The following is a 23,265-nucleotide window of genomic DNA, read 5'->3' on the forward strand; positions in this document are numbered from 1 at the left end:
ACCCGACGACTCAAAGTCGTTGGATGGTCACAGAGCCCGCAGGCCCAGCTGGCCCCGGCTGGCCTTCCAAACCTGGGCGGCCTTTTTCGCCGCCATCAGCGCGGTACACCAGGCAGCCTTTGGATTGCCCGCCCTTGCCAGGTTTACCCGCCGTACCGGCCAAGCCGCCCGGGCCACCATCGACCCAGACCTTGATCCGCTCGCTCGGAAAGTCCTGCGGCAGCTCGAGGCGTACTTGCGCTCCCGCTGCGCCGGGAAGGCCGTCGCCGCCATTATCTCCATTGGCCCCCCGCCCGGCCGAACCCCAGGTACAACCCGGGTCTTCACCGTTGGCACCATCCAGGCCGGCATACCCTTGTGCACCCGCGCCGCCACGGGCATCCACCGACAATGTTTCAGCGGCCAGTGCATTGATACGCAAGGTCAGGTCGCGCCCGGCCTTGGCCGGTTTTTCATGGGTGCCAGGGGCACCGCGCGAGGTGATCTGGCTGCCGTGTTCCAACTGCGCCTGGCGCACTTGCAACTGCAACCCTGTGTTGCCCGGCGCGATGGTAATGCGCGCCTCACGGCCCAGGTGCAGTTGATCCACCGTGACCTGGCTGATCGTGGCCGGGATCAGCAAGGTGCCGTAATCCGCCACGTCCAGGCGCTCCAGTTGCAACACGCTGGTGCTGGAAGGCAGGCGCATCAACGAATTGGTTTCAACACTGACGCTCTGGGCCAGGGCAACGGGGCTGACCAACAGGGCCAACAGAAAAACCTTACGCATCATGGGGCTCCTGAGTGTTTTCAAATTTTTCTTTGGGCGCACAGTAACGACTTCTACAGGCGATTTGCCAGTGAAGGATCAAAAAACTTGAGAAAGGAGCGATTTCAACGAAGATCGCCAACAATGCCCCTGTGGAATCCCACAGGGGCAAGGGCTGTCAGCGGTTGATCTGGATTTCCACGCGGCGGTTCAATGCGCGGCCTTCAGCGGTTTTGTTGTCGGCCACCGGGTGGCTTTCACCCGCGCCGGTCACGGACACAAAGTTGCTGCGAGGCACGCCGGCACTGATCAGGTAGTCGGTGACCGAGCGCGCGCGTTTTTCCGAGAGTTTCTGGTTGTAGGCGTCTTTGCCGACGCTGTCGGTATGGCCGCTGACCCGCAGTTGGGCACTTGGGGCCTCCTTTTTCAGGCGAGTGGCGATGGTGTCGAGCTTGGTCTTGTCCGCAGCCGTCAATTTGGCCGAGTCGAACTGGAAGTGCACATCGCGAATCACGATGGTTTCTTCCTTGGCCACCACCACTTCCTCTACCACCGCCGCTGGCGGCGCAGGTGGGCAGCCATTGGCGTCGACCTGCACGCCCTTCGGAGTACCCGGGCACTTGTCACGGCTGTCCGGCACGCCATCGCCGTCTTCATCCGCGTCGCCATGAACCCAGCAATACGCGCCGGCCATGCCGCCGACCAGCAATGCGCCATAACCGGCGTAGGCCGAGCTTTCCGTCGCGCCAATCGCCGCGCCGGTCACGCCGCCGACAGCGGCACAGGTGGGCCAATCGGTTTTTTGCAAGCCTGCGCAACCTGTCAATACTCCGGTTAGCAGAACCAAAGGTAGAACTGTCCGCATGATGCTCATCTGATTTCTCCTGAGGGATCGGCGGGGGCCGATGGGTGGAGTAAAGACGGCTCTTTTCAACTGCGCCACTACGCCACGCCCCCGTATTCATTGAGGATCGCCGTACTTGTAGGACTTTTCGCTACCGCCCGCTCTAGGCCCGCACGCTCAGCCGCGCTAGTCTCTAGGGTCATGATGTGAGGATCTCTGATGACCGCTGGTATTTCTTCCCGTACGCCCCAGCAAGCGCTGGCCGCTTTGCTCGATCTGCACCAGCCCAAACGCCTGCTGCTGTTGGGCTCCAGCCAATTCCCGGCACTGGAGGCCTTTGAGGCGGCGCACCCAGACACCCAGGTGTTCATCGCACAGCCTGGGGCATTGCCCGCGGAACTGGCAGCGCAGCGTTTTGACCTGGCACTGGTGGTCGACTGCCTGGAGCACCTGTCAAAACCTCAAGGACTGACCCTGCTTGGCGGCATTCGTAACCTCAACGCCAGCCGCATCGCGGTACTGGTAGACCTGGCCGCCTGCGACTGGAAGGACACCGACTTCTTCTCCCTGGCCCTGCAGGCCGGCGAGCGCTTCCAGCGCCTTGATCAGGTCCTGACGTTGTTCACCTATGATCTGCTTGACTATAAACAGGTGCCGGACTGGCTCAACGCACGCTTCTGGGCCAACCCGGAAAACTTCGGAAAGTATTGGTGGTAACCCGATGAGTACATCCATATGTCCCTGCGGCAGCGGTAACCTGCTGGATGCCTGCTGCGGCCATTATCACGCTGGCCACCCGGCGCCCTGCGCGAGCGCCCTGATGCGCTCGCGCTACAGCGCCTACGTGCTGGGCCTGGTCGACTACCTGGTGAGCACCACATTGCCTGCGCAACAGGCCGGCCTGGACCGCGACGCCATCAGTGCCTGGAGCTTGCAGAGCACCTGGCTGGGCCTTGAGGTCGAAAGCTCCGAGGTATTCGGCGGCCAGCCGGAACACGCCTTTGTGACGTTTACCGCGCGCTGGCATGACAGCACCGGCGAACATAGCCACCGCGAGCAGTCTTCTTTCGTACAGAATGAGGGGCGCTGGTACTTCATCGACCCGACCGTGGACGTGAAGGCCGGGCGCAATGATGCCTGCCCGTGCGGCAGCGGGCAGAAGTTCAAGAAGTGCTGCGCCAGCTACCTCTAACCCCATGACAGGACAGCGCCATGCACCGGATGTACAGCTTAATGCTGGCGTTGACCCTCACTCTGACGGGCTGCGCCTCCTGGTTTGAAGACGACTCACCGCCGCCCCACGTCTCCCTGGTGAAAGTGGAGGTGGTACGGGCCAAGTTGCTTGAGCAGAAATTCAAGCTGTATTTCCGCGTGGACAACCGCGACGACGCAGACCTGACCGTGCGCGGCCTGATCTACAAGGTCACCCTGGGCGACTTTGTGCTGACCGAGGGCGAGTCCAATGAGTGGCTCACCGTACCGCCGCGCGGCCACGCGTTCTTCAAGGTGTCGGTGCGCACCAACCTATGGCCGCAGATACGCGATGTGGTGCAGATGCTGAAAAAACCCGACCAGCCCGTGCCTTATCGCCTGGACGGCGAGCTGAAAACCGGATTATTCATCGAGTATGACGTGCAGGTGGCCCACAATGGCGAGATAATACCCGGCGATTTTATTCCGGAGCGACATCGATGACTCAGCAACCCCATGTCCATGGTCCTGACTGCAACCACGATCACGATCATCATGATCACGACCACGGCCATGTCCACGGCCCGAACTGCGGCCACGCTCACCAGGAGCCAGTGCGCAATGCGTTGAAGGACGTTGGTCGCAACGATCCGTGCCCATGCGGCAGTGAGAAAAAATTCAAGAAGTGCCACGGGGCGTAAGCCGCGCGGTAGCCCCAAATGTGGGAGCAACTGTCCTGGTGGCTTTATAGAGTCACTCCCTGCGAGGGGCAGCAAAACTCCCACATGCTTGACGGCGCTCCAAGTCCAGGACTTGCGCTGGCACTGCAATCCCCTCCCCCCGTCTCCCGACGAATCAAGCTCCCCCCATGTGCCCAGGCAATGGAGGCGCCCCCACGCTTTCAGCTGAAGGCTATGGTGTGCTGCGCGCAACCGCCACTGCGGGTGTGGGCAGACAGCGCAGCCTGAAAGGCTTCTAACCTTAGACGTAAATGTTTCATTGAATTATGACCCGTCGATCATCACCTATACATGCAGGCATTCGCTCATTTGGAGAGCTTCATGATCGACCTGTATTACTGGACCACCCCTAACGGTCACAAAGTATCGCTGTTCCTGGAAGAAGCCGGGCTGCCCTACAAGGTGCACCCGATCAACATCGGCCAGGGCGACCAGTTCAAGCCTGACTTCCTGAAGATCGCTCCCAACAACCGCATCCCGGCCATCGTCGACCAGAACCCGAGCGACGGCGGCGCGCCGATTTCACTGTTTGAATCCGGTGCAATCCTGCTGTACCTCGCGGAAAAAACCGGCCAGTTCATTCCCCAGGACCTGCGCGGTCGCCAGGAAGTACTGCAATGGCTGTTCTGGCAAATGGGCGGGTTGGGGCCGATGGCGGGCCAGAACCATCACTTCAGCCAATTTGCACCGGAGAAGCTCCCCTACGCGATCAAGCGTTATGTGGATGAAACCGCGCGTTTGTATGGGGTACTGGATCGACGCCTGGCGGATCGTCCGTTCGTGGCGGGTGAGGCCTACAGCATTGCCGACATGGCCATTTACCCCTGGATCGTTTCCCACAAGTGGCAGAGCCAGCGGTTGGAAGATTTCCCACACGTTCATCGCTGGTTCAACAGTATCAAGGAACGCCCGGCAACCCTGCGCGCTTACGAACTGGTGCAAAAGGTCAACCCGCCCAAGTCCTGAGCATTATTCTTGAAACCCACCCGGTCACATGTGGGGGCCTGCCCCGGATAACCATGGGTATCCACGAAAGCTTTGTAGCAGCCGACGGTAAGCTGCTACAAAGTTTTGCCAATTCAGGCACGGGTACTTGGATTGCCCTGGCAACGAATCGGTGCAGTTGGAACGGCAAGCTGAGCAGGCGCTTCACTCGATTGGCGGGCTGTACGAAGCAGGGAAAAACCTCACGAAAATGCTCAAATCGCCGCCCGCAATTCACGCGGTGACAGGCCATAGTGTGAGCGAAAGCGCACAGCAAAACGTGAGGCCGAGGCATAACCGCAGGCGCCGGCAATTTCACCGATCGGGCGAGAAGTTGTTTGCAACCGTTGTAATGCTGTCGACAGTCGAACACCCTCCAAAATATTCCTGAAGCTATTACCCTCTTTCGCCAGTTGGCGGCGCAATGTCGACATACCCAGGTTCATGTGTTGTGCGATGCTCGCGACCGTCCAGTCTCTCTCCGGCCTGGCCATTACCAGTTGCTGCACACGTTCACACAGTGGATCGTTGCGCCCCATCAGCAGAGGTCCGACCTGGCCGCCAAGGCATAGGCTCAGAAGAACCGCTTCCCCATAATGTGTGCATAACGCCTGTGGGGCGTTCCCATTGATGGCAGCCAACAACTGCTCCCATGCCTGGGTTGTGTGCCTGTCCAGAGGAACGCATAGATCGGTCTTCAGAGCACCGCGACCGCTCATAATCTGCTGGCTATATCGGGTGCTGAAGTTACGTAATGTCGAGACGGGAAAGGTCACCGCATCGGCGATGTAGTGACCGTGAGGGCCAGGAAAGTTGGAGATACCAAGCTCGCGCCCGGCCGGCATCAGAATCAGATGCTGAGGCCCCGCGCGCATCTCCCGGTCATCCCATTGCAACAGTTTTTCCCCCTGCCGCACTCGACACAAGGTGGTCACGAACACCGGCACCCTTGGCAAGGTGAGGGGTTGTCGCGCCCGTATGACACATGCATCGATAATGTTTTCCCGGTGCTGTATGCCGTCACAAGGGCGCATCGTTCTTAACGTCCGTACGTTGAAGTAATGGTCGCTTTGGCCAGGACGTTGGCGTTGAGCATGTAACCTACCAAGGCTCCGCTGGCCTGGTTGTCGAGCGGTAGCTTATCGGCTTTCAATGCCCATACGGTGAATTGATAGCGATGGGGTTTATCTCCGACAGGTGGGCAAGCGCCACCGAACCCCGGCTGGCCATAATCGGTTCGCCCTTGTACGGCACCTGCGGGCAAGTTCGCCCCTACACCTCTTGGCAAGCTATGGGTGGAAGCTGGCAGGTTAACCACCGTCCAATGCCACCAACCGCTACCGGTGGGTGCATCGGGATCGTAAACAGTGATCGCGTAGCTTTTAGTCCCCGCAGGGGCGTCTTTCCAGGAAAGCTCAGGAGACGTGTTGCCACCTTCGCACCCGAAGCCCTGGAACACTTCGCGACTGGTCAGCGGACGATTGTCAGCAATATCCCGGCTGGTCAGTACGAAATCGGCAGCGTATCCACTGAATGTCACTGCCATGGAAAGTGCAGGCAGGATTAATCTGATTTTCATCGCGACTCCATCTGAGTCCTAAAGTGAAGCTCGATTCTAGGTTGAGCAAAGCGTGGTTACTGTGCCGAAACGCTCGATAACAGTGCCGAAATGCTCAATAGCTCAGGCTCTGGCTTTGGCTCTGGCTCTGGCTTTGGCTTTGGCTTTGGCTTTGGCTTTGGCTTTGGCTTTGGCTTTTGATCTTGATCTTGATCTTAGGCGCCCCGTTAAACCACGCTGGCCGAACGCAGGCTTGAATCCGTGGGTAACCCGGCAGGACGCCGGGTTAGCCGTCCTGGGCCAGGGATGGCCCATGACGGCGGCCCACGGATTCAAGCCTGTGTTCGGGCACACCGAGCCTAGGCGAGGTGCCGAGTGGTGGGGCAAGAGCCCTTTTGGTTACTTTTGGGGCTCTTTTCCAAAAGTGACCCGCTGTAAGAGCGGAACCCTAAGTCGCCGTTACCGCAGCAATGGATATGTCCCCATTCCCCCAACATCCTGGTCGGCCCAGAGGCCGCCATCGGGTGCAAGTCGAATCGTCACACCGCCCCTCCCACATTTGATTTGAACAGACTCAAGATCTGACGCTTTCCCCAAACTCCCGCTTGCGTCGTATCGCCGCGCTCACTAACGTAGCGCCTTTACTGACGCTACCCCCCGCAGGAGCTTTGCCATGGCCTCGCCAGCCCTCTCACATTTTCTTCCCCGGTTCGGCGTTGCCGCGGCAGTGGCCAGTGCCTTGGGCCTGGCCGGTTGCCAGCTCCAGAGCACCCAGGACACCCTGCCCCCCGTTGCCGGCGTGCAGCCGCTCAAGGGCCTCGCGCAGAACGTTTCGATACGCCGCAATGCCCAGGGCATGCCGCTGATTGAAAGCAACACCTTCCACGACGCACTGTTCAGCCTCGGCTATGTACACGCCAGCGACCGGATCACCCAGATGGTCACGCTGCGCCTGCTGGCCCAAGGCCGCCTGGCGGAAATGTCCGGTGCAGACGTGCTGGATGTCGACCGCTTCATGCGCGCGGTCAACCTCAAGAAAAGTGCGGGCGAGCTGTATAACGCCTCGTCGCCGCGCCTCAAGCGTTTCTTTGAAGTGTATGCCCGTGGCGTCAACGCCTACCTGTTCCGCTATCGCGACAAGCTGCCGCCGGACCTGGCCCAGACCGGCTACAAGCCCGAGTACTGGAAACCGGAAGATTCGGCGCTGTTGTTCTGCCTGCTGAATTTCAGCGAGGCAACCAACCTGCAGGAAGAACTGGCGTCCCTGGTACTCGCCCAGAAAGTCGGCGCCGACAAGCTCGCCTGGCTCACCCCAAGCGCACCGGATGAACCGATCCCCCTGGCCGAAGCGGAGAAGCTCAAGGGCGTGAACCTCAGCCAGATCACCGGCCTGGCCGGGCTGGACACGGTCAGCCAGCAATTGAGCACACTCAATTCCCTGGCGGTGACGACTTCAAGCAACTGGGCCATCGGCCCGCAACGCAGCCGCAGCGGTAAAAGCCTGCTGGCCAACGACCTCGCGGCCCAGCCGCAAGCGCCTTCGCCGTGGAACTACGTGCAGATCCGCGCCCCGAAATACCAGGCGGTCGGCGCCTCGATCGCCGGTCTGCCAACTCTGTTGTCGGGGTTCAACGGCAAAGTCGCGTGGAGCATGAGCGCCGTCAAGGGCGACACCCAGGACCTGTTCCTGGAGAAGGTCAAACGCCAAGGCAGCGCGCTGTACTACGAGAACAACGGCAAATGGCTACCGGCTGGGGTGCGTAACGAAACCTTCTTCATCAAGGGCCAACGTTCGATTCGCGAAGTGGTGTACGAAACCCGCCACGGCGCCCTGCTTAACAGCAGCCAGGCACTGACCAGTGGTTTTGGCCTGGCCTTGCAAACCGCCGACTTCAAGGACGACAAAAGCCTGGACGCGTTCTTCGACCTGTCCCGTGCACAAAATGCCGGCAAAGCCTCGGACGCGACCCGCGAGATTCGCGCCATCGCCTTGAACATGGTGTTCGCCGACGCCAGCAACATTGGCTGGCAGGTCACTGGCCGCTTCCCCAACCGTCGCGAAGGCGAAGGCCTGTTGCCCTCGCCGGGCTGGGATGCGCGCTTCGACTGGGACGGTTACGCCGACGCCATGCTGCACCCGTACGACCAGGATCCGGCCCAGGGCTGGATCGGCACCGCCAACCAGCGCACCGCGCCGCGTGGCTATGGCATGCAATTGTCGAACTCGTGGGATGCGCCGGAGCGCAGCGAGCGCCTGGCGCAACTGGCCAATGCCGGCAAGCATGACAGCCGCAGCATGATTGCCATGCAATACGACCAGACCACCACGTTCGCCGCCAAGCTCAAGAACATGTTCCAGGCACCGGGCATGGCCCAGCCCCTGAAACAGGCGATCGATGCATTGCCAGCCGCTGAACAGGCCAAGGCGCGGGAAGCGCTGAATCGCCTGATGGCCTTTGACGGTCGCCTGGCCCCCACCTCCACCGACGCGGCGATCTACGAGCTGTTCCTGCAGGAAAGCAGCAAACAGATCTTCCTCGACGAACTCGGCCCGGAAAACAGCGCAAGCTGGAAAGCCTTTGTCAGTAACGCCAGCTTGTCCTACGCCGCCCAGGCCGACCACCTGCTGGGCCGCGAAGACAGCCCGTTCTGGGATGACGTGCGCACCGCGCAAAAAGAAGACAAACCGGCGATCCTCGCCCGCAGCCTGGCCGCCGCGATCACGGCCGGCGACAGCCAGTTGGGTAGTGATCACAAGGCCTGGCAATGGGGCAAGCTGCACAGCACCACCTGGAAAAACACCAGCGGCCAAGTGATTCGCGGACCACTGGCGTCCGGTGGCGACCACACCACCTTGAACCCGGCACCGTACAGCTGGGGCCAGGATTTCAACACCACCCAGGTGCCGGCATTGCGCATGATCGTCGATTTCGGCCAGGCGGAACCGATGATGGGCCAGGGTGGCATTGGCCAGTCCGGCAACCCCGCCAGCCCCCACTACGCCAACGGCATCGACGCCGCGCTCAAGGCGCAATACCTGAGCTTCCCGATGCAGCCGCAGAACTTCGACAAGGTGTACGGGAAGGCCAGGTTGACCCTGACCCCAGGCAAGTAAACGCTTTCAATTGTGGGAGGGGCGGTGCGACGATGCGACTTGCCCCCTCCCACATTTGCCCCCCATGCATTCAGATAGAACTTCTGCGCTGCCCCCTGCCTCCTACTGATAAGCCCATTGCCCCCGGCACGCCCCATGGACCTTGTCATCGCCCGGCCCGAAGGCCTCTACTGCCCCGCCGGTGATTTCTACATCGACCCGTGGCGCCCGGTGGAACGCTCGGTCATTACCCACGCCCACGGCGACCACGCCCGAACCGGTAACCAGCACTACCTCGCCGCAGGTCCCGGCGAAGGCATCCTGCGCTCGCGCCTGGGCCAGGACATCAACCTGCAAACCCTGGCCTACGGCGAGCCACTGGTGCATCACGGCGTCACCTTGAGCTTCCACCCGGCCGGGCATGTGCTTGGGTCCGCCCAGGTACGCCTGGAATACCAGGGCGAAGTCTGGGTGGCGTCCGGCGACTATAAAGTCGAACCCGATGGCACCTGCGCGCCATTCGAGCCAGTGCGCTGCCACACCTTTATCACCGAATCCACTTTTGGCCTGCCGATCTACCGCTGGCAGCCCCAGGCGCAGATCTTTGCCGGCATCAATGATTGGTGGCAGGCCAATATCGCGGCCGGCAAGGCCAGCGTGTTGTTCTGTTATTCCTTCGGCAAGGCCCAACGCATCCTGCACGGCATCGACGCCAGCATCGGTCCGATCCTCAGCCACGGCGCAGTCGAACCGCTGAACCGGGTGTACCGCGAAGCCGGTATCTACATTCCCGAAACCCTTTACGCCGGCGACTTCAAAAAGACCGACCCGTTGCTGCGCCAAGCCCTGATCATCGCGCCGCCCTCCGCCGGCGGCAGTAGCTGGATACGCCGTTTTGGCGAATACAGCGATGCCTTCGCCAGCGGTTGGATGCGCCTGCGTGGTACACGGCGGCGGCGCGGGGTGGACCGGGGTTTTGTGCTGTCGGACCACGCCGACTGGCCCGGACTGTTGTGGGCCATTGAACAAACCGGCGCCGAACGGGTAATGGTCACCCATGGCTCCGTCGGCGTTCTGGTGCGCCACCTGCGGGAAAAAGGCCTGGACGCCCAGAGCTTCAGCACCGAATACGGAGATGACGAAGAAGAGACCACGCCATGAAAGCCTTTGCCGAGCTGTACGCCAACCTCGACGCCACCACCTCCAGCAACGCCAAGCTTGCCGCATTACAAGCCTACTTCCTGCAGGCCCCGCCCGAAGACGCCGCGTGGGCGGTGTATTTCCTGTCCGGCGGGCGTCCTCGGCAATTGGTACCCACCCGCCTGCTGCGAGACATGGCCACCGAAGCCTCAGGGATCGCCCCGTGGCTGTTTGAGGAAAGCTACCAATCGGTGGGTGACCTGGCCGAGACGATTTCGCTGTTATTGCCAGAATCGGCCTACACCTCCCATGACGGCCTGGCGGTGTGGATCGAAGAAAAGCTCCTGCCGCTGCGTGGCCTGTCGCCCCAGGACCTGGCCGAACGCTTACCCGCGTTGTGGGCGCAACTGGATCAACCGAGCCTGATGGTGTGCGTCAAGTTGATCACCGGCAGCTTTCGCGTGGGGGTGTCCAAGTTGCTGGTCACCCGCGCCCTCGCCGCCCTGGCTGATCTGGACAGCAAGCGCGTGGCCCAGCGCCTGGTGGGCTACACCGACCTGTCCAACCGGCCGACGGCCGAAGGCTACCTCAAGCTGATCGCCGCCGAATCGTCCGACGAACATGCCCAACGGGGCGGACAGCCCTATCCGTTTTTTCTCGCCCACGGACTGTCGCAGCCGGTCGAGCAATTCGACACCCTGCTCGGTTCGCCCGCCGACTGGCAGGTGGAATGGAAGTGGGACGGCATTCGCGCGCAACTGGTCAAGCGTGAGGGCCGCCTGTGGATCTGGTCCCGGGGTGAAGAACTGGTGACCGAGCGTTTTCCCGAACTGCACAGCCTGGCCAGCGGCCTGCCCGATGGCACGGTGATCGATGGTGAGATCGTGGTGTGGAAGGACGCGGTGCAACCGTTCGCGCTGCTGCAACAGCGCATTGGCCGCAAGACCTTGAGCAAAAAAGTGCTCGACGATGCTCCGGTCGCGGTCCTGGCCTACGACCTGCTGGAGCATCAGGGCGACGACTGGCGCAACCAACCCCAGGCGGAACGCCGCACCCAACTTGAACGGCTGATTACCCAGTGCAACCAACCCGTGCTGCTGGCATCGCCCTTGCTGACGGGTACCACCTGGCAGGACCTCGCCCAGCAACGCGAAGCCTCCCGCCAGCTTGGGGTGGAAGGCATGATGCTCAAGGCGCGCGAAGGCCTGTACGGAGTAGGCCGCACCAAGGACATGGGCGTGTGGTGGAAGTGGAAAGTCGACCCGTTCAGCGTCGATGCGGTGTTGATCTATGCCCAGCGCGGCCATGGTCGACGCGCCAGCCTGTACAGCGACTACACCTTTGCAGTATGGGACGGCCCGGCCGGCAGCGAACGCACCTTGGTACCGTTCGCCAAGGCGTATTCAGGATTGACCGATGAAGAAATGCGCAAGGTCGACGCCATCGTGCGCAAGACCACTGTGGAGAAGTTCGGCCCGGTCAGCAGCGTAACGCCAAGCATGGTGTTCGAGTTGGGGTTCGAAGGCATTGCCCTGTCCAAGCGGCATAAGAGCGGGATAGCGGTGCGGTTCCCGCGGATGTTGCGCTGGCGCCAGGACAAGGCGGTGGATGAGGCGGATAACCTTGCCACCCTGCAGGACTTACTGGCCTGACGCAGAACACCTGTGGGAGCTAGCGCCCACCCACAATGGGATCTGCAAATGTTCCGAAATGGTGCGCTCAGTTTTCAATGCCCATTTTCGGGCATCTCCTATACTTACAACTCCCTCTTCCCACCTTTTAAAACGATCATTCGGAACTATGGTGCAGAAATTGCTACTTGTGATCCGTCTGACACCGTTCAGTAACAGTCCTAAACGCGCCACAAGCGCTTATCTTGGTTTCCAGGGATTACATAATGAAAAAAGCATTGCTGACCCTTTCTGCACTGGCTCTGTGCATGGCCGCCGGTACCGCGCTGGCCAAGGAATACAAGGAACTGCGTTTTGGTGTCGATCCTTCCTACGCGCCGTTCGAGTCCAAAGCTGCCGACGGCAGCCTGGTGGGCTTCGATATCGACCTGGGTAACGCGATCTGCGCCGAACTGAAAGTGAAGTGCAAGTGGGTCGAAAGTGATTTCGACGGCATGATTCCGGGCCTCAAAGCCAACAAGTTCGACGGTGTGATTTCCTCGATGACTGTCACCGAGGCCCGTATGAAGGCCATCGACTTCTCCAACGAGCTGTTCTCCGGCCCGACTTCGCTGGTCTTCAAGAAAGGCGCCGGCTACTCGACACCAGAGTCGCTCAAAGGCAAATCCGTGGGCTACGAGCAAGGCACCATCCAGGAAGCCTACGCCAAGGCCGTGCTGGATAAAGCCGGTGTAACTACCAAGGCCTACGCCAATCAGGACCAGGTTTACGCCGACCTGACCTCCGGTCGCCTCGACGCGTCCGTGCAGGACATGCTGCAAGCCGAACTGGGCTTCCTGAAGTCACCAGCCGGGGCGGGCTACGAAGTCAGCGCAGCCATCGATGACCCGTTGCTGCCGTCGAAAACCGCGGTCGGTATCAAAAAAGGTAACACTGAACTGAAGGCCCTTTTGGATAAAGGTATCAAAGCGTTACACGATGATGGCACCTACGCCACCATCCAGAAGAAACACTTTGGCGATCTGAACCTGTACAGCGGCAAATAATGCCTGGGGCGCCCCTTCGTTGAAGGGGCGCTTTTTTATCGCCATAGGTCCTGATTTATGTTCGAAGATCTGTTGCAAACCCTCGGGCTGAGCGCATTCAGCTTGAAGGGTTTCGGCCCGCTGTTGCTGCAAGGCACCTGGATGACCCTGAAGCTATCGGTGCTGTCGTTGGCCGTCAGCGTGTTGCTGGGCTTGCTCGGTGCCAGTGCCAAACTCTCCAGCCTGCCCTTCCTGCGCATCCCCGCCCAGCTCTACACCACCCTGATTCGCGGTGTACCCGACCTGGTCCTGATGCTGCTGATTTTCTACAGCCTGCAAACCTGGCTGACCGGTCTTACCGACTTCATGGAATGGGAATACATCGAGATCGACCCTTTCAGCGCCGGGGTGATCACCCTGGGCTTTATCTACGGTGCCTACTTCACCGAGACGTTTCGCGGTGCGATCCTCGCCGTCCCCCGCGGCCAATTGGAAGCCGCCACGGCTTATGGGCTCAAGCGCGGGCAACGTTTCCGCTATGTGACCTTCCCGCAGATGATGCGCTTTGCCCTGCCGGGTATCGGTAATAACTGGATGGTGATGCTCAAGGCCACCGCGCTGGTGTCGATCATCGGCCTGGCCGACCTGGTCAAGGCTGCCCAGGATGCCGGCAAGAGCACCTATCAACTGTTTTACTTCCTGGTGCTCGCTGCGCTGATCTACTTGCTGATCACCAGCGCATCGAACTTTGTCCTGCGTCGTCTTGAACGTCGCTACTCCGCAGGCTCACGGGAGGCCGTGCGATGATCGAACTCTTGCAGCAATACTGGCGCCCCTTCCTTTACAGCGACGGCCAGCACATTACCGGCCTGGCCATGACCATGTGGCTGCTCAGCGCCTCGCTGGTCATCGGCTTCCTGGTGTCGATCCCGCTGTCCATCGCCCGGGTATCGCGCAACCCGCTGGTGCGCTGGCCGGTGCAGTTCTATACCTACCTGTTTCGGGGCACGCCGCTGTATATCCAACTGCTGATTTGCTACACCGGCATCTACAGCATTGCCGCCGTGCGCGCGCAACCGGTCCTCGATGCGTTCTTTCGCGATGCAATGAACTGCACCGTCCTGGCCTTTGCCCTGAACACCTGCGCCTACACCACGGAGATCTTCGCCGGGGCGATCCGCAGCATGGCCCACGGCGAAGTCGAAGCGGCCAAGGCATATGGCCTCAGCGGCTGGAAGCTGTACGCCTATGTGATCATGCCGTCGGCGTTGCGTCGCTCGCTGCCCTACTACAGCAACGAAGTGATCCTGATGTTGCACTCGACCACAGTGGCCTTTACCGCGACGATCCCGGACATCCTGAAAGTCGCGCGGGACGCCAACTCGGCCACCTTCATGACCTTTCAATCTTTCGGCATCGCTGCGCTGATCTACCTGACCGTGACCTTTGCCCTGGTCGGTCTGTTTCGTCTGGCGGAGCGCCGCTGGCTGGCGTTTCTCGGGCCGAGCCACTAAGGAGCCTTCATGCGTCATCAGATTCATGAGCTGATCGCGCCAGTGCCCGGCACAGCGCGGCAGATTCACAGCTTTCATTTCGGCCCGGAGCAGGCCGAAGGCAAGATCTACATTCAGTCATCGCTGCATGCCGACGAGCTGCCAGGCATGCTGGTGGCCTGGCACCTCAAGGTGCGCCTGGGGCAGCTGGCGGCGGCCGGCCGCTTGCGCAGCGAAGTCGTACTGGTGCCCATCGCCAACCCGGTGGGCCTGGAACAAGTGCTGATGGATATCCCGTTGGGCCGTTATGAACTGGAAAGCGGGCAGAACTTCAATCGCCTGTTCGTCGATCTCAGCGAAGACGTGGGCAACCAGGTCGAGGCCTTGCTGGGCGATGACCCGCGGCACAACGTCGAACTGATCCGCACCGCGCTGTCCACCGCGTTGGCCGCGCAAAACGCCGAGACCCAATTGCAATCCCAGCGCCTCGCACTGCAACGCCTGGCCTGCGATGCGGACGTGGTGCTGGACCTGCATTGCGACTTCGAAGCCGTGGCGCACCTGTACACCACGCCAGAAGCCTGGCCACGGGTGGAGCCGCTGGCGCGCTATATCGGCTCAGAAGCCAATTTGCTGGCCACTGACTCCGGCGGACAGTCCTTCGATGAGTGTTTCACCCTGGTGTGGTGGCAGTTGCAGCAACGCTTTGGCGAACGCTTCCCGATTCCTATGGGCAGCTTTTCGGTGACGGTCGAGTTGCGCGGCCAAGGTGACGTCAACCACGGCCTGGCCCGCCTCGATTGCCAGGCGATCATCGACTACCTGATTCACTTCGGTGCGATCGACGGCGACGTCGCCCCGCTGCCCGACCTGCCCTACCCGGCCACGCCGCTGGCGGGCGTCGAGCCTGTGGCGACGCCGGTGGGCGGCTTGCTGGTGTTCAGTGCCTTGCCGGGCGAATACCTGGAGGCCGGGCAACTGATTGCCGAAATCATCGACCCCATCACTGACCGCGTAACGCCGGTGCACTGCCAGCAGGCCGGCCTGCTTTACGCCCGTTCGCTGCGACGCATGGCCACTGCGGGGATGGTCATCGGCCATGTCGCAGGCTCAGAGGCCTACCGCAGCGGCTACCTACTTTCGCCTTGAGGATGCATGCCCCATGTACAAACTGACCGTTGAAGGCCTGCATAAAAGCTATGGCGACAATGAAGTGCTCAAAGGTGTCTCGCTCAAGGCCAAGACCGGTGACGTGATCAGCCTGATCGGCGCCAGCGGCTCGGGCAAGAGCACCTTCCTGCGCTGCATCAACTTTCTGGAAACCCCCAACGACGGCGCCATGACCCTCGATGGCAAGCAAATCCGCATGGTCAGCGACCGCCACGGCATGCGCGTGGCCGACGATGCTGAGCTGCAACGCCTGCGCACGCGGCTGGCAATGGTGTTCCAGCACTTCAACCTGTGGAGCCATATGAGCGTGCTGGAGAACATCACCATGGCCCCGCGCCGGGTGCTGGGTTGCAGCAAGAAGGACGCCGAAGACCGCGCCCGCCGCTACCTGGACAAAGTCGGCCTGCCGGCGCGCGTGGCCGATCAATACCCGGCGTTCCTCTCCGGCGGCCAGCAACAGCGGGTAGCGATCGCCCGTGCGCTGGCGATGGAGCCGGAGGTGATGCTGTTCGACGAACCCACCTCGGCCCTCGACCCCGAGCTGGTGGGCGAAGTGCTGAAGGTGATCCAGGGCCTGGCCGAGGAAGGCCGCACCATGATCATGGTCACCCACGAGATGAGCTTTGCGCGCAAGGTGTCGAGCCAGGTGCTGTTCCTGCACAAGGGCCTGGTGGAGGAGGAAGGCGCGCCGGAGGATGTGCTGGGCAATCCAAAGAGTGAGCGCCTGCAGCAGTTCTTGAGTGGCAATTTGAAGTAAACCTTTGCGATGCCTGGAGGGTCTGTGGAAATAGACCCTCCGGAATATCAGCCGCCGTATGGCAAAACCCATCGACTTCGCCAAGAAATGGTTTGCCGCCAAAGGCTGGAAGCCGTTCGACTTTCAAAAACACGTGTGGGCGGCGGTCAAGCATGGGCAGTCGGGGCTACTGCATGCCAGCACCGGTGCCGGTAAAACCTACGCCCTGTGGTTTGCCGCGCTCAATCGCTTCGCCATCACCCGCCCGCCAACCAACGGCAAGCGCAAAGCCCCGGCTGAACCGTTGACGGTGTTGTGGATCACGCCCATGCGCGCCCTGGCCGCCGACACGGCGCGTGCCCTGGAAGCACCGCTGGAGGCGTTGCAGATTCCCTGGAGCGTTGGCCTGCGCACCGGCGACACCAGCAGCAACGAGCGCGCGCGCCAAACGCGGCGTCAGCCCACCGCCCTGGTCACCACCCCGGAAAGCCTGACCCTCATGCTGGCGCGCGCCGACAGCGAGGCGAGCCTGGCGCAGTTGCGCCTGGTGGTGGTGGACGAATGGCATGAATTGATCGGCAACAAGCGCGGCGTGCAGTTGCAACTCGCGTTGGCACGGTTGCGGCGCTGGCACCCTGAGCTGATGGTATGGGGGATTTCGGCGACCCTGGGCAACCAGGCCCACGCCTTGGAGGTCTTGGTCCCACAAGGCGGTGGCATCAACGTCCAGGGGCAAACCAGCAAGCCCTTGCAGGTCGACACCTTGCTGCCGCCCGTCGCTGAGCGCTTCCCCTGGGCCGGGCATATTGGCTTGAAGATGCTGCCGCAGGTGGTGGCCGAGGTAGATGCCTGCAGCAGTTGCCTGGTGTTTACCAATACGCGGGCGCAGTCAGAAATCTGGTATCTGGCCATTCTGGATGCGCGTCCGAATTGGGCCGGTTTGATTGCCCTGCACCACGGCTCGCTAGCACGGGAAACCCGAGACTGGGTGGAGCGCGCGCTGAAAGATGGGCAACTCAAGGCCGTGGTGTGCACGTCGAGCCTGGACCTGGGCGTGGATTTCCTGCCGGTGGAGCGCGTGTTGCAGATTGGCTCCGCCAAAGGCGTCGCGCGCCTGATGCAGCGCGCCGGACGCTCGGGGCATGCGCCAGGGCGACCATCACGGGTGACACTGGTACCGACCCATACCCTGGAATTGGTAGAAGCGGCAGCGGCCCAGGATGCGATTGCCCAGCGACGCCTCGAAGCGCGCGAATCGCCGTACAAACCATTGGATGTCCTCGTACAGCACCTGGTGAGCATGGCCCTGGGCGGTGGTTTTACGCCCGACGCGCTGCTGGCGGAAGTCCGCGGGGCCTGGGCCTATCGCGACCTCACGGACGCCGATTGGGCGTGGGCACTGGGGTTTGTTCGCCATGGCGGCCTATCGCTGACCGCCTACCCGGATTACCGCCGTGTCGAGCCGGACGAGCACGGCATCTGGCGCGTCCCGGATGCCCGGCTGGCGCGTCGGCACCGCATGAGCGTAGGTACCATCGTCAGCGACGCCAGTATCCAGCTGAAGTTCTGGAGCAAGGGCGGCGGCGGCAAGCACTTGGGCAGTGTCGAGGAAGGTTTTATCGCGCGGCTCAAGCCGGGTGATGGCTTCCTGTTTGCCGGGCGCTTGCTGGAGCTGGTGCGCGTGGAAAACATGACCGCCTATGTGCGCCGCGGCACCGCGAAAAAAGCCGCTGTGCCACGCTGGAATGGCGGGCGCATGCCGCTCTCCAATGAGCTGGCGCAGGCCGTCGTCGAGCGTTTTGATGCGGCGGCACAGGGCCACTTCCAAGGCCCGGAGATGCAGGCGGTGCGCCCCCTGCTGCAGACGCAGTTGCGCTGGTCCGGGCTGCCGACCCGTGAGCATCTGTTGGCCGAAGCCCTCAAGTCGCGGGAGGGGTGGCACCTGTTTCTTTACCCGTTTGCCGGGCGTCAGGTACACCTGGGATTGGCAAGCTTGCTGGCGTGGCGGGTCAGCCAAGAGCAGGCGGTGACGTTTTCGATTGCCGTCAATGATTACGGGCTGGAGCTATTGAGCGCCACTGAAGTGGATTGGCCATTGAGGCTGAACGAAGCATTACTGAGCCCCGCGGACTTACTGACGGACGTTATCGCCAGCCTGAACGCCGGGGAACTGGCTCTGCGCCGCTTTCGCGAAATCGCGCGCATCGCCGGGCTGGTATTCGCAGGTTACCCCGGCGCGCCGAAAAGCACGCGCCAGGTCCAGGCTTCCAGTGGTTTGTTTTTTGAAGTGTTCAAGCAATATGACCCACAAAACCTGCTGCTGGCCCAGGCAGGGGAAGAAGTCCTGCGTGATGAGTTGGATATTCGCCGACTCGAAGAAACGTTGCTTCATCTGTCGGCGCTGAAACTGGACCTGCACCTGATCGAACGGCCTACGCCGCTGGCCTTTCCCCTGCTGGTGGAACGGATGCGCGAGAGCCTGAGTTCGGAAAAACTCTCGGAGCGCATTGCGCGGATGGTCAAGGACCTGGAAAAGGTCGCGGATAACGGGAAGCGCTGATGGTTTGCTCGGTGACACTTGAGGGAGAAGAACTGTGGTTGCTGGCGGACAGGGCTGTCTTTTGGCCTGCACACCGGTGCCTGTTAATTGCCGATGCGCATTTCGGCAAAGCCTCAGCCTATCGCAGCCTGGGGCAGCCGGTACCGCAGGGAACCACCACCGAGAACCTGCGGCGCCTGGATCGATTGCTATCAACACTACCGTGCGTGCAAGTAATCTTTCTTGGCGATTTCCTGCACGGCCTCGGATCCCACGCCAGTGGCACGCTGGAGGCGCTGAGGGCATGGCGCGTGCGCCATGCGGGTATGAGCCTGACGTTGATTCGTGGCAATCACGACAAACGCGCCGGCGACCCGCCAGCCGACCTGGGAATGGAGGTGGTCCCCGAGCCGTTGCTGATGGGTCCGTTCGCCCTGCAACACGAACCGCACGCCCACCCCAGCCACCACGTGTTGGCTGGGCATGTGCATCCGGTGTATCGCTTGCGCGGCAAGGGCCGCCAGAGTCTGCGCCTGCCGTGCTTCCAGCTTGGCGCACGCGTCAGCCTGCTGCCGGCATTTGGCGCGTTCACCGGTGGCTTTGCAGTGGAACGGGCGAATGACCGCCGAACATTTGTTATCGGCGATCATGAGGTCTGGCCAGTCGGTTAGATCTCAGGCAACTGGCGCGGGTGGTGGCTCGTCCGGCAGTGTCGGTTCACCGGGTTCGCTGGGCTGCGGGTAATCCGGATCGGGTTGACCGGGGATGCCGCCCGCATAAGCAGGATCGGCCATCAGGGACCAGGCCAGAACGCCAATCTTGTTGGGTTCAAGCCGGGCAAGTTCGGCGCTGATTCGCGGATTGATCTTCATAAGGTACTCCTCAAGCGTGGCTCGGTACGTTTTGCACGTACCGAGGCAGTACACCCAATAGAGTCACTTCCCTCAGACTAATTCCCTAGACGTGTAAGACCTTTCGATCAAGCGCGTGGCAAGGTGACGCCGCGCTGGCCCTGGTACTTGCCGGCGCGGTCTTTGTAGGACACTTCACAGGCCTCGTCAGACTGCAGGAACAGCATCTGCGCCACGCCTTCGTTGGCGTAGATCTTCGCAGGCAGGGTGGTGGTGTTGGAGAACTCCAGGGTCACGTGGCCTTCCCACTCTGGCTCAAGTGGCGTCACGTTTACGATAATGCCGCAGCGAGCGTAGGTACTTTTACCCAGGCAAATGGTCAGCACGTCGCGGGGAATACGGAAGAACTCCACGGTGCGCGCCAGGGCGAAGGAGTTTGGCGGGATGATGCATACGTCGCTCTTGACGTCGACAAAGCTCTTTTCGTCGAAGTTCTTCGGATCGACGATCGCCGAATTGATATTGGTGAACACCTTGAACTCATCGGCGCAGCGCACATCGTAGCCGTAGCTGGACACACCGTACGAAATCACGCGCTCATCGCCTTCACCGCGAATCTGGCGCTCAACGAACGGTTCGATCATGCCGTGCTCTTGCGCCATGCGGCGAATCCACTTGTCCGATTTGATGCTCATGGCGGTGTCCTGAATAGCGAGGTGGAAAAATTCTGTGGGGCATCTTACCGGGGCCGGCGTTGGGGTTCAAAGGGCGCAGGTTTTTTGTTGATGAATGTGCGCCCTGCAATAAGCCGCAACCCGCGGGGCCGGCGCCCGGCGTACCGCATCAGGCGACTGTAAATACCACCGCCAGTCACGAAAATAGAGAAACCTTCGGAAATACCATTGGCACGTTCCGGAAAAAGGGTTAAGGTGGCGCCACTGTGCTGCTTGTGTCACTGAGAATCTCTACACGATATGTTGAATTTCGATCCAACCATCTCCAAGAATTTTTCCTGCTCTTTGCACTCAGTCTCGGCCAGGGCTTTTCCTGAGTCGCAGTTAACTTTGTCCAAGGAGATACACCATGTCTAATCGCCAAACTGGTACCGTTAAGTGGTTCAACGATGAAAAAGGCTTCGGCTTCATCACTCCACAATCCGGTGACGACCTGTTCGTTCACTTCAAAGCTATCCAATCCGACGGCTTCAAAAGCCTGAAAGAAGGCCAACAGGTTTCTTTCATCGCTACCCGCGGTCAGAAAGGCATGCAAGCTGAAGAAGTTCAAGTTATCTAACTTGTACTGACTTAGTCGAAAGAACCCCGCCCTTAAAAGCGGGGTTTTTTTATGCCTGGGATTTGGTACTGGTGCCAACCTGATGCCTGGCACAAAAAAATGTGGGAGGGGGCTTGCCCCGATTGCAGTGTGCCAGTCAATCCAGAGTTGACCGAACCATCGCCATCGGGGGCAAGCCCCCTCCCACATTCAAGCATTCAAGCTGCGTCGTTACTGAAACAACGACTCACTCGACAAGCCATTTTTCTCCAGGATCTCACGCAGGCGCTTGAGCCCTTCCACCTGGATCTGCCGCACCCGCTCACGGGTCAGGCCGATCTCCAGGCCTACGTCCTCCAGGGTACTGCTCTCATGACCACGCAGGCCGAAGCGACGTATCACCACTTCACGCTGCTTGTCCGTGAGCTCAGAGAGCCACTGGTCAATGCTTTGGGAAAGATCATCGTCCTGCAACAGTTCGCAAGGATCTGTCGGACGATCATCCGTCAGGGTATCCAGCAGGGTTTTATCCGAATCCGGACCCAGCGAGACATCGACCGAAGACACGCGCTCGTTAAGTCCGAGCATACGCTTGACCTCCCCTACCGGCTTCTCCAGCAGGTTGGCGATTTCTTCGGGTGAAGGTTCATGATCGAGTTTTTGTGTGAGCTCACGCGCCGCCCGAAGGTAGACGTTGAGCTCCTTGACCACGTGGATCGGCAACCGGATCGTTCGGGTCTGATTCATGATCGCCCGTTCGATGGTCTGACGAATCCACCAGGTGGCGTAGGTCGAAAAGCGGAAGCCCCGCTCAGGGTCGAACTTCTCCACGGCCCGGATCAAGCCCAGGTTGCCCTCCTCGATCAGGTCCAACAGGGACAGTCCACGATTGACGTAGCGTCGGGCGATTTTCACCACCAGACGCAGGTTGCTTTCAATCATGCGCTTGCGCCCAGCCGGATCACCCTTTTGCGACAAGCGCGCAAAATGGACTTCTTCTTCGGGAGTCAGCAAAGGGGAAAAGCCGATTTCATTGAGATACAGCTGGGTGGCGTCTAGCGCCCGCGTGTAGTCAATGTACTTGTGTTGCTTTAACGCAGCGGAGTTCTTGGATTTGGTGCGAACTGAAGGTACAGCAGGTCCCTCATTCGACATCGATTCCGTAGCGATGCCGGTCTCCATAAGGAGAACCTCATCGTCGATGTCAAACTCCGGCGCTTCTTTACTGAGAGCCATTGTTATAGTCCTTTGGTGAGTTCGACCTCAAGCTCAAGCGGCGCCTTTATCCTTGGCAACGCTGGAGCCTGTTCCTTCTACGTGAGGGAACAGGCTGTGCAACATATCAACGACGGGGTAGGAATTGCAGCGGATCTACAGGCTTCCCTTGACGGCGAATCTCAAAGTGCAGTTTCACCCGGTCCGTACCAGTTGATCCCATTTCGGCAATTGTCTGTCCGACTTTGACCTGCTGCCCCTCCCGAACCAACAGCCTGCGGTTGTGACCGTAGGCACTGACGTAGGTATCGCTGTGCTTGATGATGACCAGCTCGCCGTAGCCCCGTAAACCACTCCCGGCGTACACCACTGTCCCATCAGACGCAGCTAAAACAGGCTGTCCCAAATCCCCGGCGATATCAATGCCTTTATTCAAACTACCGTTTGAAGAGAATTTTCCAATTAACACTCCGTTTGAGGGCCATCCCCAACCGGTCGGCGCAGGCCCCGCAGGCGGCAACGGCGCGGGCGCCGGCTTGCTCGCAACTGTAGGCGTGGCGCTGCCTGCAGGCCGAGTGATGATCGTGGTTTTGCTCGAAGACGACGGCGAGGATCCGGAGCTTGTCACAACTGTCGTAGGCGTTGAACCGGTGCGTCCATCGAAACGAATGGTCTGACCCGGATGTATCGTGTAGGGCACAGGGATGTTGTTGCGGGCGGCAAGCGCCTTGTAATCCCAGCCGTAGCGAAAGGCGATCGAGAACATCGTGTCCCCCTTTCGTACTACATACTGACCAGTGGTAACCGTCGGTTTTTGCGGCACCGCGTTATTACGGTCTACCACGCGCGCGCCACCGGATGGCGCGCTCGAGCAGGCTGCCAATAAGGAACTAAAGACAAGGCCAAGCACCAGTCGCTGAAAGCTTGTTTTACTCATACGCTGCGCAAGACCTGTGAGACTCACCCGCCGCTCCCTTTATGGTGGCTGAACATGAACGCCTGTATCAGGCTGGAAATATGACGCAAGTATAACT

The 23,265-nt window shown here is 60.6% G+C and carries 24 protein-coding genes; 16 read left to right on the forward strand and 8 right to left on the reverse strand.

Features of this window, described 5'->3' with window-relative positions; genetic code table 11:
* Positions 1 to 10: 10 nt before the first annotated feature.
* The gene (locus QU606_RS09445) at positions 11 to 769 is read right to left on the reverse strand and encodes a hypothetical protein (RefSeq protein ID WP_041160858.1); all 759 of its coding nucleotides are present in this window, start codon (positions 767 to 769) and stop codon (positions 11 to 13) included.
* A 157-nt stretch (positions 770 to 926) separates the two neighbouring features.
* The gene (locus QU606_RS09450) at positions 927 to 1,622 is read right to left on the reverse strand and encodes an OmpA family protein (RefSeq protein ID WP_024073868.1); all 696 of its coding nucleotides are present in this window, start codon (positions 1,620 to 1,622) and stop codon (positions 927 to 929) included.
* Between the two features lie 189 nt (positions 1,623 to 1,811).
* On the opposite strand from QU606_RS09450, the gene QU606_RS09455 reads away from it, so the two are divergent.
* The 5 genes from QU606_RS09455 (at position 1,812) to QU606_RS09475 (ending at position 4,489) form a co-directional block, all read left to right on the forward strand.
* The gene (locus QU606_RS09455; RefSeq protein WP_024073867.1) at positions 1,812 to 2,309 is read left to right on the forward strand and encodes a DUF6231 family protein; all 498 of its coding nucleotides are present in this window, start codon (positions 1,812 to 1,814) and stop codon (positions 2,307 to 2,309) included.
* 4 nt (positions 2,310 to 2,313) lie between these two features.
* Positions 2,314 to 2,784 carry a YchJ family protein gene (locus QU606_RS09460; protein ID WP_024073866.1) on the forward strand — a complete coding sequence of 157 codons (471 nt, stop codon included), beginning with the start codon at positions 2,314 to 2,316 and terminating at the stop codon, positions 2,782 to 2,784.
* Between the two features lie 20 nt (positions 2,785 to 2,804).
* Complete coding sequence (locus QU606_RS09465) at positions 2,805 to 3,287, forward strand: LEA type 2 family protein (RefSeq protein ID WP_024073865.1); 483 nt, start codon at positions 2,805 to 2,807, stop codon at positions 3,285 to 3,287.
* Positions 3,284 to 3,484, forward strand: coding sequence for an SEC-C metal-binding domain-containing protein (locus QU606_RS09470; protein ID WP_003189235.1), 201 nt, complete (start codon positions 3,284 to 3,286; stop codon positions 3,482 to 3,484). Before QU606_RS09465 ends, QU606_RS09470 begins: the two co-directional genes overlap by 4 nt.
* Positions 3,485 to 3,844: 360 nt before the next feature.
* Positions 3,845 to 4,489, forward strand: coding sequence for a glutathione S-transferase N-terminal domain-containing protein (locus QU606_RS09475; RefSeq protein ID WP_304998336.1), 645 nt, complete (start codon positions 3,845 to 3,847; stop codon positions 4,487 to 4,489).
* Between the two features lie 233 nt (positions 4,490 to 4,722).
* Here the strand turns inward: QU606_RS09475 and QU606_RS09480 are convergent, their stop codons facing one another.
* Both QU606_RS09480 and QU606_RS09485 read right to left on the reverse strand, forming a co-directional pair.
* On the reverse strand, positions 4,723 to 5,541 hold the full coding sequence (locus QU606_RS09480; RefSeq protein ID WP_024073862.1) for a helix-turn-helix transcriptional regulator: 819 nt from the start codon (positions 5,539 to 5,541) through the stop codon (positions 4,723 to 4,725).
* Between the two features lie 5 nt (positions 5,542 to 5,546).
* Positions 5,547 to 6,086: a kinase inhibitor gene (locus QU606_RS09485; RefSeq protein ID WP_069075396.1), complete on the reverse strand. Its 540-nt coding sequence runs from the start codon at positions 6,084 to 6,086 to the stop codon at positions 5,547 to 5,549.
* A gap of 652 nt (positions 6,087 to 6,738) precedes the next feature.
* On the opposite strand from QU606_RS09485, the gene QU606_RS09490 reads away from it, so the two are divergent.
* The 10 genes from QU606_RS09490 (at position 6,739) to pdeM (ending at position 19,564) form a co-directional block, all read left to right on the forward strand.
* A complete protein-coding gene (locus QU606_RS09490) occupies positions 6,739 to 9,180 on the forward strand; it encodes a penicillin acylase family protein (RefSeq protein ID WP_069075383.1) in 2,442 nt (813 codons plus the stop codon).
* Positions 9,181 to 9,315: 135 nt separating this feature from the next.
* Positions 9,316 to 10,320, forward strand: coding sequence for a ligase-associated DNA damage response exonuclease (locus QU606_RS09495; protein ID WP_024073859.1), 1,005 nt, complete (start codon positions 9,316 to 9,318; stop codon positions 10,318 to 10,320).
* Entirely contained in the window at positions 10,317 to 11,951 is a 1,635-nt protein-coding gene (locus QU606_RS09500; RefSeq protein ID WP_102624154.1) for an ATP-dependent DNA ligase, read from the forward strand. Before QU606_RS09495 ends, QU606_RS09500 begins: the two co-directional genes overlap by 4 nt.
* 245 nt (positions 11,952 to 12,196) lie before the next feature.
* Entirely contained in the window at positions 12,197 to 12,976 is a 780-nt protein-coding gene (locus tag QU606_RS09505) for a transporter substrate-binding domain-containing protein (protein ID WP_024073857.1), read from the forward strand.
* 57 nt (positions 12,977 to 13,033) lie between these two features.
* Entirely contained in the window at positions 13,034 to 13,762 is a 729-nt protein-coding gene (locus tag QU606_RS09510) for an ABC transporter permease (protein ID WP_024073856.1), read from the forward strand.
* Complete coding sequence (locus QU606_RS09515; protein WP_024073855.1) at positions 13,759 to 14,469, forward strand: ABC transporter permease; 711 nt, start codon at positions 13,759 to 13,761, stop codon at positions 14,467 to 14,469. Before QU606_RS09510 ends, QU606_RS09515 begins: the two co-directional genes overlap by 4 nt.
* Positions 14,470 to 14,478: 9 nt before the next feature.
* Positions 14,479 to 15,597, forward strand: a complete 1,119-nt coding sequence (locus QU606_RS09520) for a succinylglutamate desuccinylase/aspartoacylase family protein (RefSeq protein WP_304998337.1) — start codon at positions 14,479 to 14,481, stop codon at positions 15,595 to 15,597.
* 13 nt (positions 15,598 to 15,610) lie between these two features.
* On the forward strand, positions 15,611 to 16,375 hold the full coding sequence (locus QU606_RS09525; protein WP_024073853.1) for an ABC transporter ATP-binding protein: 765 nt from the start codon (positions 15,611 to 15,613) through the stop codon (positions 16,373 to 16,375).
* Between the two features lie 58 nt (positions 16,376 to 16,433).
* Positions 16,434 to 18,914, forward strand: a complete 2,481-nt coding sequence (locus QU606_RS09530; RefSeq protein ID WP_304998338.1) for a ligase-associated DNA damage response DEXH box helicase — start codon at positions 16,434 to 16,436, stop codon at positions 18,912 to 18,914.
* On the forward strand, positions 18,914 to 19,564 hold the full coding sequence (gene pdeM, locus QU606_RS09535; protein WP_304998339.1) for a ligase-associated DNA damage response endonuclease PdeM: 651 nt from the start codon (positions 18,914 to 18,916) through the stop codon (positions 19,562 to 19,564). Before QU606_RS09530 ends, pdeM begins: the two co-directional genes overlap by 1 nt.
* Before the next feature lie 3 nt (positions 19,565 to 19,567).
* On the opposite strand, the gene QU606_RS09540 is transcribed toward pdeM, so the two are convergent.
* Together QU606_RS09540 and dcd are read right to left on the reverse strand one after the other, a co-directional pair.
* The gene (locus QU606_RS09540; RefSeq protein ID WP_304998340.1) at positions 19,568 to 19,765 is read right to left on the reverse strand and encodes a hypothetical protein; all 198 of its coding nucleotides are present in this window, start codon (positions 19,763 to 19,765) and stop codon (positions 19,568 to 19,570) included.
* Between the two features lie 107 nt (positions 19,766 to 19,872).
* Complete coding sequence (gene dcd, locus QU606_RS09545) at positions 19,873 to 20,439, reverse strand: dCTP deaminase (RefSeq protein ID WP_003189215.1); 567 nt, start codon at positions 20,437 to 20,439, stop codon at positions 19,873 to 19,875.
* Positions 20,440 to 20,827: 388 nt separating this feature from the next.
* Here dcd and QU606_RS09550 point away from each other — a divergent pair, with 388 nt between their 5' ends.
* A complete protein-coding gene (locus QU606_RS09550; RefSeq protein ID WP_002554837.1) occupies positions 20,828 to 21,037 on the forward strand; it encodes a cold-shock protein in 210 nt (69 codons plus the stop codon).
* 210 nt (positions 21,038 to 21,247) lie between these two features.
* Here the strand turns inward: QU606_RS09550 and rpoS are convergent, their stop codons facing one another.
* On the reverse strand, positions 21,248 to 22,252 hold the full coding sequence (gene rpoS, locus QU606_RS09555) for an RNA polymerase sigma factor RpoS (protein ID WP_024073849.1): 1,005 nt from the start codon (positions 22,250 to 22,252) through the stop codon (positions 21,248 to 21,250).
* A 106-nt stretch (positions 22,253 to 22,358) separates the two neighbouring features.
* Complete coding sequence (locus tag QU606_RS09560) at positions 22,359 to 23,195, reverse strand: peptidoglycan DD-metalloendopeptidase family protein (protein WP_024073848.1); 837 nt, start codon at positions 23,193 to 23,195, stop codon at positions 22,359 to 22,361.
* Between the last annotated feature and the right edge of the window lie 70 nt (positions 23,196 to 23,265).

It is taken from the genome of Pseudomonas sp. OVF7, from assembly GCF_030644265.1.
Lineage (GTDB): Bacteria > Pseudomonadota > Gammaproteobacteria > Pseudomonadales > Pseudomonadaceae > Aquipseudomonas > Aquipseudomonas gorinensis.

Coding starts and splice junctions, on each gene's coding strand:
- QU606_RS09485 (WP_069075396.1), bottom strand. CDS start 6,086: ATGAAAATCAGATTAATCCTGCCTGCACTTTCCATGGCAGTGACATTC.
- QU606_RS09510 (WP_024073856.1), top strand. CDS start 13,034: ATGTTCGAAGATCTGTTGCAAACCCTCGGGCTGAGCGCATTCAGCTTG.
- QU606_RS09480 (WP_024073862.1), bottom strand. CDS start 5,541: ATGCGCCCTTGTGACGGCATACAGCACCGGGAAAACATTATCGATGCA.
- QU606_RS09515 (WP_024073855.1), top strand. CDS start 13,759: ATGATCGAACTCTTGCAGCAATACTGGCGCCCCTTCCTTTACAGCGAC.
- QU606_RS09500 (WP_102624154.1), top strand. CDS start 10,317: ATGAAAGCCTTTGCCGAGCTGTACGCCAACCTCGACGCCACCACCTCC.
- QU606_RS09455 (WP_024073867.1), top strand. CDS start 1,812: ATGACCGCTGGTATTTCTTCCCGTACGCCCCAGCAAGCGCTGGCCGCT.
- rpoS (WP_024073849.1), bottom strand. CDS start 22,252: ATGGCTCTCAGTAAAGAAGCGCCGGAGTTTGACATCGACGATGAGGTT.
- QU606_RS09520 (WP_304998337.1), top strand. CDS start 14,479: ATGCGTCATCAGATTCATGAGCTGATCGCGCCAGTGCCCGGCACAGCG.
- QU606_RS09475 (WP_304998336.1), top strand. CDS start 3,845: ATGATCGACCTGTATTACTGGACCACCCCTAACGGTCACAAAGTATCG.
- QU606_RS09495 (WP_024073859.1), top strand. CDS start 9,316: ATGGACCTTGTCATCGCCCGGCCCGAAGGCCTCTACTGCCCCGCCGGT.
- QU606_RS09445 (WP_041160858.1), bottom strand. CDS start 769: ATGCGTAAGGTTTTTCTGTTGGCCCTGTTGGTCAGCCCCGTTGCCCTG.
- QU606_RS09540 (WP_304998340.1), bottom strand. CDS start 19,765: ATGAAGATCAATCCGCGAATCAGCGCCGAACTTGCCCGGCTTGAACCC.
- QU606_RS09550 (WP_002554837.1), top strand. CDS start 20,828: ATGTCTAATCGCCAAACTGGTACCGTTAAGTGGTTCAACGATGAAAAA.
- QU606_RS09460 (WP_024073866.1), top strand. CDS start 2,314: ATGAGTACATCCATATGTCCCTGCGGCAGCGGTAACCTGCTGGATGCC.
- QU606_RS09490 (WP_069075383.1), top strand. CDS start 6,739: ATGGCCTCGCCAGCCCTCTCACATTTTCTTCCCCGGTTCGGCGTTGCC.
- QU606_RS09530 (WP_304998338.1), top strand. CDS start 16,434: ATGGCAAAACCCATCGACTTCGCCAAGAAATGGTTTGCCGCCAAAGGC.
- QU606_RS09470 (WP_003189235.1), top strand. CDS start 3,284: ATGACTCAGCAACCCCATGTCCATGGTCCTGACTGCAACCACGATCAC.
- QU606_RS09450 (WP_024073868.1), bottom strand. CDS start 1,622: ATGAGCATCATGCGGACAGTTCTACCTTTGGTTCTGCTAACCGGAGTA.
- dcd (WP_003189215.1), bottom strand. CDS start 20,439: ATGAGCATCAAATCGGACAAGTGGATTCGCCGCATGGCGCAAGAGCAC.
- QU606_RS09465 (WP_024073865.1), top strand. CDS start 2,805: ATGCACCGGATGTACAGCTTAATGCTGGCGTTGACCCTCACTCTGACG.
- QU606_RS09525 (WP_024073853.1), top strand. CDS start 15,611: ATGTACAAACTGACCGTTGAAGGCCTGCATAAAAGCTATGGCGACAAT.
- QU606_RS09505 (WP_024073857.1), top strand. CDS start 12,197: ATGAAAAAAGCATTGCTGACCCTTTCTGCACTGGCTCTGTGCATGGCC.
- pdeM (WP_304998339.1), top strand. CDS start 18,914: ATGGTTTGCTCGGTGACACTTGAGGGAGAAGAACTGTGGTTGCTGGCG.